The sequence below is a fragment of the Streptomyces sp. SCL15-4 genome (assembly GCF_033366695.1).
Taxonomy (GTDB): domain Bacteria; phylum Actinomycetota; class Actinomycetes; order Streptomycetales; family Streptomycetaceae; genus Streptomyces.
In genome coordinates this window covers 843,853-856,080 of the sequence record NZ_JAOBTQ010000001.1, presented here as the reverse complement: position 1 = coordinate 856,080, position 12,228 = coordinate 843,853, and the positions used below count along the sequence as shown (strand labels likewise).

At 72.8% G+C, this 12,228-nt stretch carries 12 protein-coding genes; 8 read left to right on the top strand and 4 right to left on the bottom strand.

Going from position 1 to position 12,228, the window contains the following annotated elements:
• The first annotated feature begins 219 nt into the window (after positions 1-219).
• The 4 genes from SCK26_RS03550 to SCK26_RS03535 all read left to right on the top strand — a co-directional run bounded on the left by SCK26_RS03550 (position 220) and on the right by SCK26_RS03535 (position 4,339).
• Entirely contained in the window at positions 220-1,335 is a 1,116-nt protein-coding gene (locus SCK26_RS03550) for a Gfo/Idh/MocA family oxidoreductase (protein ID WP_318199772.1), read from the top strand.
• On the top strand, positions 1,332-2,252 hold the full coding sequence (locus tag SCK26_RS03545; RefSeq protein ID WP_318199771.1) for a PmoA family protein: 921 nt from the start codon (positions 1,332-1,334) through the stop codon (positions 2,250-2,252). Before SCK26_RS03550 ends, SCK26_RS03545 begins: the two co-directional genes overlap by 4 nt.
• The gene (locus tag SCK26_RS03540) at positions 2,246-3,007 is read left to right on the top strand and encodes a cupin (protein WP_318199770.1); all 762 of its coding nucleotides are present in this window, start codon (positions 2,246-2,248) and stop codon (positions 3,005-3,007) included. The genes SCK26_RS03545 and SCK26_RS03540 overlap by 7 nt, the downstream gene beginning before the upstream one ends.
• 108 nt (positions 3,008-3,115) lie before the next feature.
• Positions 3,116-4,339, top strand: coding sequence for an alginate lyase family protein (locus tag SCK26_RS03535; protein ID WP_318199769.1), 1,224 nt, complete (start codon positions 3,116-3,118; stop codon positions 4,337-4,339).
• Positions 4,340-4,415: 76 nt separating this feature from the next.
• Here SCK26_RS03535 and SCK26_RS03530 read toward each other — a convergent pair whose 3' ends face one another.
• A complete protein-coding gene (locus SCK26_RS03530; protein ID WP_318199768.1) occupies positions 4,416-4,895 on the bottom strand; it encodes an SRPBCC family protein in 480 nt (159 codons plus the stop codon).
• 281 nt (positions 4,896-5,176) lie between these two features.
• Here SCK26_RS03530 and htpG point away from each other — a divergent pair, with 281 nt between their 5' ends.
• The 3 genes from htpG (at position 5,177) to SCK26_RS03515 (ending at position 8,838) form a co-directional block, all read left to right on the top strand.
• Positions 5,177-7,078 (top strand): molecular chaperone HtpG, encoded by a 1,902-nt coding sequence (htpG, locus tag SCK26_RS03525; protein WP_318199767.1) that lies wholly within the window; start codon positions 5,177-5,179, stop codon positions 7,076-7,078.
• Positions 7,079-7,222: 144 nt separating this feature from the next.
• Positions 7,223-7,558, top strand: a complete 336-nt coding sequence (locus tag SCK26_RS03520) for a hypothetical protein (protein ID WP_318199766.1) — start codon at positions 7,223-7,225, stop codon at positions 7,556-7,558.
• Between the two features lie 98 nt (positions 7,559-7,656).
• Positions 7,657-8,838 carry an alpha-lytic protease prodomain-containing protein gene (locus SCK26_RS03515; protein WP_318199765.1) on the top strand — a complete coding sequence of 394 codons (1,182 nt, stop codon included), beginning with the start codon at positions 7,657-7,659 and terminating at the stop codon, positions 8,836-8,838.
• Between the two features lie 77 nt (positions 8,839-8,915).
• On the opposite strand, the gene SCK26_RS03510 is transcribed toward SCK26_RS03515, so the two are convergent.
• From SCK26_RS03510 to SCK26_RS03500, 3 genes are all read right to left on the bottom strand, one after another.
• On the bottom strand, positions 8,916-9,341 hold the full coding sequence (locus SCK26_RS03510; RefSeq protein ID WP_318199764.1) for a pyridoxamine 5'-phosphate oxidase family protein: 426 nt from the start codon (positions 9,339-9,341) through the stop codon (positions 8,916-8,918).
• A 65-nt stretch (positions 9,342-9,406) separates the two neighbouring features.
• Positions 9,407-9,622, bottom strand: a complete 216-nt coding sequence (locus SCK26_RS03505; RefSeq protein ID WP_318199763.1) for a hypothetical protein — start codon at positions 9,620-9,622, stop codon at positions 9,407-9,409.
• 137 nt (positions 9,623-9,759) lie between these two features.
• Positions 9,760-11,277 carry an MFS transporter gene (locus SCK26_RS03500; RefSeq protein WP_318199762.1) on the bottom strand — a complete coding sequence of 506 codons (1,518 nt, stop codon included), beginning with the start codon at positions 11,275-11,277 and terminating at the stop codon, positions 9,760-9,762.
• Positions 11,278-11,402: 125 nt separating this feature from the next.
• Here SCK26_RS03500 and SCK26_RS03495 point away from each other — a divergent pair, with 125 nt between their 5' ends.
• On the top strand, positions 11,403-12,095 hold the full coding sequence (locus SCK26_RS03495; protein WP_318199761.1) for a PepSY domain-containing protein: 693 nt from the start codon (positions 11,403-11,405) through the stop codon (positions 12,093-12,095).
• Positions 12,096-12,228 lie beyond the last annotated feature (133 nt).

Sequence of the window (12,228 nt, the reverse complement as noted above, 5' to 3'; positions counted from 1 at the left end):
CCGGGCGAGGTGCGAGCCCGGGCAGAAGTGCGCGCCGAGGCCGAAGGCGATGTGGTCCGGGCCCGCCCGGACGCCGCCTCGACCTCCGGACCAGTGGCTCTCCCGGCCCGGGGGTTGTCCTCGCCATCCCTCGCCCCTAGGGTCGTCCGCGTACGGTAGCAAGCGCTTTCCATAGCTCGCCGGCTGCCTGCGTCCTGTCGATTCCCCGAGGAGCGCCGCATGCCCCTGCCCGCACCCCGCCGCCGCGTCGCCGTGATCGGCACCGGCGCCATCGTCACCGGCGGCCATCTGCCCGCGCTCAGAGCCCACGCCGAGCGGGCGGAACTGGTCGCCGCCGTCGATCTGGACCAGGAGCGGCTGGACGCCTTCCGGCAGCAGGCGGGCGCGCGGGTCGCCGGGTTCACCTCGACCGAGGCCATGCTCGACGCGGTACGGCCGGACCTGGTACTCATCGGCACCCCGCCGGCGCTGCACCGGGAGCAGACCGTGACCGCGCTCAAGGCGGGCGCCTGGGTGCTGTGCGAGAAGCCGCTCTGCCTGTCCCAGGCCGAACTGGACGACATCGCCGCCGCCGAGGAGGCGTCCGGCGCCTACGCCGCGGTGATCTTCCAGCACCGCTACGGCTCGGGCGCCGTACACGCCCGCGACCTGCTCGCGCGCGGCGAGCTGGGCGCGCCCCTGGTGGCGCACTGCCAGACCACCTGGCACCGGGACGCCGCGTACTACGCCGAGCCGTGGCGCGGCCGGTGGGCCACCGAGGGCGGCGGACCCACCATGGGGCACGGCATCCACCAGTACGACCTGCTGCTGCACCTGCTCGGCGAGTGGGAGGAGGTCCGGGCCATGGCGGCCCGCCTGGTCCACGACATCGAGAGCGAGGACGTCTCCACCGCCCTGGTCCGCTTCCGCAACGGCGCGCTCGCCACCGTCGTCAACAGCGTGCTGTCCCCGCAGGAGGTGAGCCGTCTCCGCGTCGACTGCGCCGACGCGACGGTCGAGCTGACCCACCTGTACGGACACGGCAACGACGACTGGGTCTACACCCCGGCGCCGCACGTCGACCCCGACCGCGTCTCCGCCTGGCGCACCCCGGCGCGGAACGTGCCCAGTTCGCACACCGCGCAGCTCGGCGCCTTCCTCGACGCCTACGACCAAGGGGTACGGCCGTCCGGCAGCGGGCAGGACGCCCGTGCCGCCGTGGAGTTCGCCGCCGCCCTGTACAAGGCGGCGTTCACCGGGCAGCCGGTGCGCGCCGGCGAGATCGGCCCCGGCGACCCCTACTACACGGCCATGCACGGCGGCCACCCCGACTGGGCCCCGAAGGAGCGCGCGTGAGCATCCGCGTCGGCCACGTCCACGGCGAACATGTCGCGGTCCGGGCATCGAACGGCACCGAGATCCTCCGCTACGTCTACCGTCCCGACCCGGACCCCTTCGAGGCGCCCAAGCCCTACGCCCATCCCGTGCGCACCCTGTCCGGGCGCACGGTCACCGGATACCGCCCGAACGACCACCGCTGGCACAAAGGCGTGCAGATGACGGCCAGCCATCTGTCCGGACAGAACTTCTGGGGCGGCAACAGCTATGTGCCCGGCCGGGGTTATCAGGCGCTGCCCGACCGGGTCGGCTCCATGCGGCACGACGGCTTCACCGCCCTCACCGCCGAGGACGAACGGCTCGCCCTGGCCGAGGAGTTGACCTGGGTCGCACACGGCGGGCAGGAGTGGGCCCGTGAGGAGCGCGGCATCGAGGTGCACTCGGTCGACGAGGAGGCCGGAGCCTGGGCCCTGGACTGGTCGATCCGGCTCACCAACATCCGCGCCGAGCCGCTGGTGTTCGGCTCCCCGACCACTGCGGGCCGCGAACTGGCCGGATACACCGGACTGCAGTGGCGCGGGCCGCGCGACTTCACCGGCAGCCGGGTCCTCGCCCCGGGCACCGGCGCCGGGGACCCGATGGGCACCCAGGGGCCCTGGCTCGCCTTCACCGCCGAGCACGACGAGGTCGACGGGCACTCCACGCTGGTCTTCGCGCACGCGCCGGAGAACCTGGACGAGACGTCGGCGATCCATGAGTCCCACTGGTTCGTGCGCGCCGAACCCGTTCCGACGGTCGCGTTCTCCTGGGCGTTCTTCGAGGAGTTCACCCTAGAGCCGGGGGAGTGCTTCGGCTACCGCTACCGGCTGGTGATCGCCGACGGCGCGTGGGACCGGGACCGGATCGCCGCGCACCTGGCGGGCCTGCCGTGGTGAGCGGGCCGGAGCTCCGGCTGCCGAGCCCGCTGCCCGGCGCGGTCGGCCTGTCCCACCTCAGCGCCTACGACTGGCCGGCCGCCGACGGCCTGCGCGGCGGCACCCCGCATCTGCACCTGGTGTGCGCGGAGGCGTACGTCGTGACCGGCGGCCGGGGCGCGGTGCAGACCCTCGGTCCGGACGGTCACCGGGACATCCCGCTCGGGCCGGGCACGGTCGCCTGGTTCACCCCGGGCACCGTCCACCGCATGGTGCAGGGCGGCGGGCTGCGCGTCACCGTGCTGATGCAGAACAGCGGGCTGCCCGAGGCCGGGGACGCGGTGTTCACCTTCCCGCCCGAGGTGCTCGCCGACCCCGAGCGGTACGCCGCGGCGGCCACGCTGCCACCCGGCACCGGCCCCGGCACGGAGGCGGCGGCCCGGCGCCGCAGGGACCTCGCGGTCGAGGGCTTCCTCGTGCTGCGCGAGGCCCTGACCGCCGGGGACGCGGGCCCCTATCGGGACTTCCAGCGCGCCGCCGCCCGACTGGTCCGTGCCGAGGTGCCCCGCTGGCGCGCCCTGTGGCGCGCGGGCGCCCTGGCCGCCGCCGAGCGCACCGGCGCCCAGCTCGACGCCCTGGAGACCGGCGAGCCCGCCTACCTCGACGACGCCACCGCCCACCGCGCCGACCCCACCCGGCTCGCCGGTTACGGCATGTGCGGCCACCGCGACGAGTACGCGCTGCCGGGCACGACACTGCCGTCCGGCGAGGAGTGAGGGGCGACCGCCGACGGCGCTCTTGACGGGTGCTTGGTCCGTACCTATCGTCTCGTCAACTCGGCCGTTCAGAAAGCCGTTTGGCGTTCACATATGAGGACGGATCAGATGCAGGACAAGGACACCCCCGCCCCTCGCCGCCGCAGGTCCCCGCGCTGCGCTCTCGCTCTCACGGCGACGGCGGCCCTGCTCGCCGGCGGGCTGCTCTCCTGGCCCGGCGCCCAGCGTGCGGAGGCCGCCCCCGCCGCCTTCGCGCACCCCGGCGTCACGGTCTCCCGCGCCCAGCTCGACTTCGCCCGCGACAAGGTGCTGGCCGGCGTCCAGCCCTGGAAGGGCGCGTACGACCAGATGATGGCGAGCAAGTACGCGAGCCTGAGCCGCACTCCCAAGCCCCGCGCCGTCGTCGAGTGCGGTTCCTACTCCAACCCCAACTACGGCTGCACCGACGAGCGCGAGGACGCGATCGCCGCCTACACCGACGCGCTCGCCTGGTACATCACCCGCGACGAGCGCTACGCGAAGAAGTCGATCGAGCTGATGGACGCCTGGTCCGCCGTGCTCCAGGACCACACCAACAGCAACGCGCCGCTCCAGACGGGCTGGGCGGGCTCCTCCTGGCCGAAGGCCGCCGAGATCATCAAGTACACCTACACCGGCACGTGGGCCGGCTCCGGCCGGTTCGCGGCCATGCTGCGCGATGTCTATCTGCCGAAGCTCGTCAACGGCTCGAACTCCAACGGCAACTGGGAGCTGTCGATGATGGAGGCGGCCGTGGGCATCTCCGTCTTCCTGGAGGACAAGTCGGCGTACGACACCGCCATGGCGAAATTCCGCACCCGCACCGCCGCCTACGTGTACCTCGCCTCCGACGGCGACCTGCCGAAGACCGTGCCGAGCCAGAACCTCAACACCCGCGACAAGATCGTCTCCTACTGGCAGGGCCAGTCGACCTTCGTCACCGGACTCACCCAGGAGACCTGCCGCGACTTCACCCACACCGGGTACGGCATCTCCGCCATCTCCCATGTCGCCGAGACCAGCCGCATCCAGGGCCAGGACCTCTACGGCACCGACGTCGGCGAGCGGCTGCGGCAGGCGCTCGGCTTCCAGTCCACCTACGAACTGGGCGCCACCGTCCCGAGCTGGCTGTGCGGCGGCAGCGTCAACCGAGGCCTGGGCCCGGTCACCGAGGTCGGTTACAACGCCCTCCACAACCGCCTGGGCATCGCCATGACCAACACCGGGAACCTGACGGCGCAGAACCGCCCGGCGGGCAGCAACAACCTCTTCGTCGCCTGGGAGACCCTGACCCACGGCGACAATCCCAACTGAGTTCCCGGCAACCGCCACCGGGCCGGGCCGGGCGTACGCCGCCCGGTCCGGCCCGGTCAGGTCACACGGCGTGGGCTCACAGGGCCGGGCCGCTCGTGTCGCCGGGCCGGATCCGGCCGCGCCACGCACCGGACTCGGCGCCGCGTTCCTCGATGTACTCCTTGAACCGCTTCATGTCGCCCTTGACGCGCCGGTCGATCGTGCCGATCAGGTCTCCGGCCTTCTCCACCGGCCCGCTGGGCTCGATGTCCATCACCAGCTCCACCCTGGTGTGGGTGTCGTCCACCCGCTCGAAGCGGACGCTGCCCCGCTGGCTCGTGTCGCCGCTGACCGTGCGCCACGTGATCCGCTCGTCCGGCAGCTGGTCGACGATCTCGGTGTCGAACTCACGCCGTACCCCGCCGATCTTCGTGGTCCAGTGGTTGTGCCGGTCGTCCAGCTGGGTGACCTCCTCGACGCCGTCCATGAACTTCGGGAAATTCTCGAACTGCGTCCACTGGTTGTAGGCGGTGTGCACCGGAACGTCCACTTCCACCGCTTCCTTGACCGTGCTCATCTCCACGTCTCCGTTCTCACTGGTGGGGTGTCCCGGGCCGCCCGCCGCGCGGGCCGACCCGGCCGGAGTCTGCCGGGTACCCGGGGAGCCGACGGTCATGGCCACCGATTCCGATCACCACCGCCCGGCACCCGGCGCGCGCCTGGGCCGGACGCGCGCGCCCCGGCCGCAGGGGTGCGGATCCGGCCACCGACGGCTTCTTCGAGCCACTGCGCTGACGTGGTGTTTTACAGTGTTTGCCACCAGTTCAGGGCAACAGGACCTGTGAGGGAATCGCGAACATGCCGACCGAGACGTTTGAGTTCCAGGTAGAGGCCCGTCAGCTGCTCCAGCTGATGATCCACTCGGTCTACTCGAACAAGGATGTCTTCCTGCGGGAACTCGTCTCCAACGCCTCCGACGCGCTGGACAAGCTGCGTCTGGAGAAGCTCTGGGACGACTCGCTGGACGCCGATGTGTCCGACCCGCACATCGAGATCGACATTGACAAGGACGCCCGTACGCTCACCGTGCGCGACAACGGCATCGGGATGTCGTACGACGAGGTCGGGCAGCTCATCGGCACGATCGCCAACTCGGGCACCGCACAGTTCCTCCGGGAGCTGCGCGAGGCCCAGGACAAGGCCGGCGAGGACGGGCTGATCGGCCAGTTCGGTGTCGGGTTCTACTCCGGCTTCATGGTGGCCGACGAGGTCACCCTGCTGACCCGGCGGGCCGGCGAGAGCCAGGGCACCCGGTGGTCGTCGCGCGGCGAGGGCACGTACACGCTGGAGAAGGTGGACGACGCGCCGCAGGGCACCTCGGTCACGCTGCACCTCAAGCCCGCCGACCCGGAGAACCAGCTCCACGACTACACCTCCCCGTGGAAGATCAGGGAGATCATCAAGCGGTACTCGGACTTCATCACCTGGCCGATCCGCATGGTGCCCGAGAAGGCCGGTGAGGGCGACGAGACGCCCGAGCCCGAGACCCTCAACTCCATGAAGGCGCTGTGGGCACGGCCCCGCGACGAGGTGTCCGACGACGAGTACCACGAGCTGTACAAGCACATCGGCCACGACTGGCGCGACCCGCTGGAGACGATCCGGCTCCAGGCGGAGGGCACCTTCGAGTACCAGGCCCTGCTGTTCCTGCCGGCGCACGCCCCCCACGACCTGTTCACGCGGGACTTCAAGCGCGGCGTGCAGCTGTACGTCAAGCGCGTGTTCATCATGGACGACTGCGAGGCGCTGCTGCCGCCGTACCTCCGCTTCGTCAAGGGCGTCGTGGACGCCGCCGACCTCTCGCTGAACGTGTCCCGCGAGATCCTCCAGCAGGACCGCCACATCGAGATGATGCGGCGACGGCTGACGAAGAAGGTCCTGTCCACGGTCAAGGAGATGATGACCAAGGACCAGGAGCGCTACGGCACGTTCTGGCGGGAGTTCGGCACGGTCCTGAAGGAGGGACTGGTCACCGACCCGGAGAACCGCGACGCCCTCCTCGCCGTCGCCTCCTTCGCCAGCACGCACCACGACACCGAGCCGACCACGCTCAAGCAGTACGTCGAGCGGATGAAGGACGGCCAGGAGGACATCTACTACCTGACCGGCGAGTCCCGGCAGAGCATCGAGAACTCCCCGCACATGGAGGCCTTCCGGGAGCGGGGCATCGAGGTGCTGCTGCTCACCGACCCGGTCGACGAGGTGTGGGCCGACGCCGTCGGCGAGTACGAGGGCAAGAAGCTGCGCTCCGTCGCCAAGGGGCAGATCGACCTCGACGCCGAGAACGAGGACAGCGCCGACACCGAGCGGGAGAAGCGGAGCGAGGAGTACGCCGGGCTGCTCGGCTGGATGAAGGAGCGGCTGGACGAGGACATCAAGGACGTACGCCTGTCCTCCCGCCTCACCGTCTCCCCGGCCTGTGTCGTCTCCGACGCGCACGACCTCACCCCGGCGCTGGAGAACATGTACCGCGCGATGGGCCAGGAGGTGCCCCGCGCCAAGCGGATCCTGGAACTCAACCCGGAGCACCGGCTGGTGAAGGGCCTCAACCAGGCGTACCGGGAGCGCGAGGACCACACGGAGCTGGCCGAGACCGCCGAGCTGCTGTACAGCCTGGCGGTGCTCGCCGAAGGCGGCCAGCCCAAGGAGCCGGCCCGCTTCGTCAAGCTGATGGCGGACCGCCTGGAACGCGCGCTGTAAACCCGCCCGCGCGGGCCGCCGGCGCCCGTCCGTCCACCGCGGACGCCTCCGCCCCACCGTCACGGCGACGGGGGCGGAGGCGTCCAGGCCGAGGGCGGCGGCGCGCAGGGCGGCGGACACGCGTTCGGCCGCCTCGGACGGCGAATGGGGGAGAGGGGCGAGGAGCACTCACCGCTGCTCCTTGGGCCCGGCGCGGACCGGGAGGACGCGGCCCCGGACGGCACGGCGGCGGCGAACACGGCCGGCCCGGAGTCGGGAGTCCGCGGCCGCAAGGCGCAGCTTGGCCGGCCAGTCGCGGGCCGCGTGGACGATCTCCGGCCGCTCGTCCCGGCCCGCCATGGCGGACTGGTCCGCCTCGGCAAGGCCCTGGTCTGGTACGACGGCATGTCCCTGACGGGACAGGACCGGCTGCTCACGGACCGACCGCGACCGCCACCGCCCGATCGTCCGCCGGTGATTCCCGCATTGGCATGGACCTGACGCGAATGGAGGTCTAGGCTCTGCTCCGCCACGCCTGAGAGCGCTCTCGGAATTCGGCTGTTCCACCCCACCACTGGAACGACGAAAGGCCATCCCCCGTGAGACGCAGAAGACTTACGCACGCCGTCCTGTCCGCGCTGCTGCTCCTCGCCGGCTGGGGCGTCGCGGGCACGCTTCCCGCGACGGCGGCCGACACCGGCCCGGCCGCCGCCGTACCCGCCGAGCCCCGGCAGCCCGCGTCCGACGGCCTCGTGACCGCCATGCGGCGCGATCTCGGCCTCACCCGCGAGCAGGCCGAGGCCCGGATCGCGGCCGAGCGGACCGCCGCGACCCTCGCCCCGAAGGCCCGCCGGACGGCCGGCGGCGCCTACGCCGGCTCCTGGTTCGACGCCGCGTCGGGCCGCCTGACGGTGGCGCTCACCCCGGACGTCGCCCCGGCCGCGCGCCGCGCGATCGAGGCGTCCGGCGCCGCCGTCCGCACCGCCGCGCACTCCGCCCGCCTGCTGGACACCGTCAAGGGCCGCCTCGACCGGCTGTCCGCCCCGTCCGGCGTGAGCGGCTGGCACGTCGACCCAAGAGTCAACACGGTCGTCGTCGACGTCGTCCGGAACGACCGCTCCGACAACGATGTCCGGCGCTTCCTCTCCCGGGCGCGCGAGGCGGGTCCCGTCACCGTCCGGACCGTCCCCGCCGCGCCCCGGACCCTGGCCGCCGGAACGGTGGGCGGCGACCCGTACTACACCGGCAACGTCCGCTGCTCCATCGGCTTCTCGGTGTACGGCGGCTTCGTCACCGCCGGTCACTGCGGCCGCCCCGGCGCCGGGGTCAACGGCTGGGACGGCTCCTACGTCGGCACCTTCCAGGGCTCCTCGTTCCCGGGCGACGACTACGCCTGGGTCAGCGTGGGCAGCGGCTGGTGGACGGTCCCCGTCGTCCTGGGCTGGGGCACGGTGCCCGACCAGCTCGTGCGCGGCTCGGCCGTGGCACCGGTCGGCTCCTCCGTGTGCCGCTCGGGCTCGACCTCCCACTGGCACTGCGGCACGGTGCTCGCGACGAACGAGACCGTCAACTACAGCCAGGGCGCGGTGTACCAGCTGACGAAGACCAGTGTCTGCGCCGAGCCCGGCGACTCCGGCGGCTCCTTCCTCACCGGCGACCAGGCCCAAGGCGTCACCTCCGGCGGGTGGGGCAACTGCTCCTCCGGCGGCGAGACCTGGTTCCAGCCGGTCAACGAGATCCTCAGCCGCTACGGCCTGACCCTGCACACCTACACCGGCTGACCCGCCCACCGGGCCGGCCGCTCCCCGTGACACCGGCCGGCCCGGTCCCCCTCGCGCCGTCCCGGCCGCGCCGGGCCTCAGAAGGCCCCGAGGTCGGCGGCCACCCAGTGCTCGGGGCGCATGCGGATGACGCAGTGCTCGCCGAGCCGGGTCCGGTCGTACTCCACGAAGGCGGCGACCTTGTCCTCGGGGAGGTAGCGCGCGGCCATCTCCCAGGACAGCTCGGGACTGTCCGGGGCCGTCGCGACGACCGGGCCCTCCACCGACACATAGCGCACGGTCGGTTCCGTGCGCTGCACCATCAGGCTGAAGCGCCCCGCCGAGCGGATCGCCCGGCCCTTGCGGGAATCGGGCCCGGTGCGCACCCACAGGTCGCCGCCCGGCGTGTACTGGTACCAGATGGGAACCGTCAGCGGCGCGCGGTCCGGCCGTTCGACGACCGACAGCGCGCCGATGTGCGGCTCCGCCAGAAACAGTTCGCGTTCGCGCTGGGAGAGTGCCACCCGGCCGACCCTAACGTCCCGGTCCGGCACGGACAACAAGCCGTCGCGCACGGGGCGCGGGCAGGTCAGCCGGTGCCGCGCTCCAGGACGCGGCGGGCCGCCTCGGCCTCCGCCGCCGGCGGGGACAGCTCGTCCAGCGTGTCCAGTTCGTCGTCCGCTTCCAGCTCCCGCGTCCAGGCCGCCGCGAGCCGCTCCTGCTCCTCGCGCGGCCGCGCGCCGACGGTCTTGCGGTGGTCGGGGTCCAGCGCCGCCAGGAATCGTTCGACCGGGTCCGTCGGCATGCCGTGCTCCTTGTCGCCGCGAGGGTGCCGCTCCCGGCCCAGCATGGCCAACCGTGCGCGCGCCCGCCGCCCGACACGGGCCGGGTCCACCCTGATGGCCCTGCCGCCCGGCCGGGCCTCCCGTCTCCCGGACGCCGTCAGGTCTGCCGGGCGTGCACCGGCGCGTTGGCGACCTCGTCCGGGCACTTCCGGCGTGGTTTGCGCTGCCGCCGGTCGCGCTGCCAGTCGAACACCGCGAGGGCCAGGGACGCCGCCATGCCGGCCAGCGCGGCGCCCAGCGCGATGACGAGAGCGCCGCGGTAGTCGCCGCTCCGCTCCAGCACCAGGTAGAACAGCCCGGGCAGCGCGGCGGTGCCCAGCGCGGCGCCGAGCCGCTGTCCGGTCTGCAGCGCGCCGCCCGCCGCGCCCGCCATGCGCACGGGTACGTCCCGCAGCGTCATGGTGATGTTCGGGGAGACCACGAAGCCACCGCCGACGCCGCCGAGGAAGAGGACCGGCGCGGCGACCCAGGGCGCCAGGTGCGGGGGCGCGAGGCGGAGCAGCAGCGCGGTCCCGCCCAGGCCGGCGATCACGCCCGTGAGGCCGCAGACGGTGAGCAGGCGGCCGTACCGCTCCACCAGGCGGCCGGCGACGACGGCCGCGCTCGCCGAGCCGAGGGCGAAGGGGGTGACGGCGAGGCCGGAGCGGAGCGGGGAGAAGTCCAGTCCGCGCTGGTAGAACAGGGCGAACACCAGCCACACGCCGCTGAAGCCGACGAAGTACAGCGTGCCGATGCCGGCGCCGACGGCGTAGCCGCGCACGGTGGTGAACAGGCGGGGGTCGAGCAGCGGCTGGGCGTCCCGGGCGACGAGACGGCGCTGCCACCGGACGAAGACGGCGAGGATCGCGGCACCGGCCGGGAACAGCCACCACAGGTGCTCGATGCCGCCGGACTCCGCCAGGACCAGCGGCCACATGAGCGCGAGGACACCGGCCCCGAGGAGCAGCACCCCGGGCACGTCCACCCGGCCGCGGCCGGAGCGCCGGGTGCGCGGCAGCAGACGGCGGCCGAGCAGGACGGCGAGGATGCCGATGGGAACGTTGACGTAGAAGATCCACCGCCAGCCCTGGGCACCGGAGGCGAGGGCGAGGACGGCGCCGCCGGTGAGGGGGCCGGCGGCGGAGGATATGCCGACGGTGGCGCCGAAGAAGCCGAAGGCCCGGCCGCGCTCGGCGCCGCGGAACATCTGCTGGATGAGCGCGGAGTTCTGCGGAGCCATGAAACCTGCCGCCAGGCCCTGCGCGAGCCGGGCCGCCACCAGCAGCGTGATGTCCGGGGCCGCGCCGCAGGCCGCGCTGCAGACCACGAAGCCGCTGAGGGCCACCAGGAAGATACGGCGCCGGTCCAGCGCGTCGCCGAGCCGGCCGGCGGTGACCAGGGCGAGGGCGAAGGTGAGGGCGTAGCCGGACACCACCCACTGCACCTGCGCCGGGGAGGCGTGCAGATCGCGCTGGATGGTGGGCAGGGCGACCGCCACGATGGTGACGTCGAGCAGGCTCATGAACCCGGCCACCAGGGTGACCCACAGGGCGCGCCAGCGCTGCGGATCGGGCTCGTACCCGTCTCCCGGCGCGTCCGGTCCCCCGCCGCCCGCGGCCGACGTCGACGCTGTCACGTGGACTCCTCTCCACCGGGGCCACCGGGCGGACCAAGTTCCCCCGCCCCCACGCGGCACACCTGGCACCCCGGATGCCGTTCTCCCCCGAGGCCCCAGGCGGACATCTCACCTAAACTGACCGCATGGACACGAAGAGTGACGGAATATTTCCGAAGCGTCAATACCTCCCGGTCTTCCGGGGCGCGGCCCTGGTCTGCGCGGCGGCCGCGGCCGGAGCCCTGCTCACCGGGTGCGGCCAGGACACCGACGGCGAAGCGACGCGGAACGGCGCTGCCGAGGCCGCCCGGATCGCCGCGGCCTCGACCTCGCCGTCGGCGGACGCGAGCCACCTCACCGAGGACCAGCGCGAACGCAAGGCGCTCGTCCCCAAGGCCAAGACCGGCTACGAGCACGCGCTGCACGCCGCGACGGCCGCCGTGGCGAAGTCCGAGCCGGTCTCCGTGGAACTCAAGGGCACGCCCGACAGCCCCCGGTGGGAGGCCGAGGTGGCCACGGGCGACGGCACCGCCCACACCGTCTCAGTCGACGCGGCCGGCGGAAAGGCCGGCGAGGCGCGGGCCAAGCACGAGGACGAGGACGACAAGCGCGAACTGGCGGACCTGCTGAAGAAGGCCACCGTCACCGCGGAACAGGCCGCGCGGACCGCCACGGACAAGACCAAGGGCACCGTCACCGCCGTCGAACTCGACGACACCGACGGCGGCACCCCGAAGTGGTCCGTCGACGTCGTCACGACCGACGACTGGAACAAGACGACCTACGACATCGATGCCACCAACCGCAAGATCCTCGGCGAGCACGTCGACCGCGACTGACCCACCGCGCCGCTCCTGGTACCGCGGGCCCTGGCGGATCTCTCCCGGCTGCCGCGCGGACCGGCCGGCGGGTGCCGGACGCGGCATCCGCCCCAGCCGGCTGAAGGCCGGCCTCCGTTTTCCCGTCCGGTAC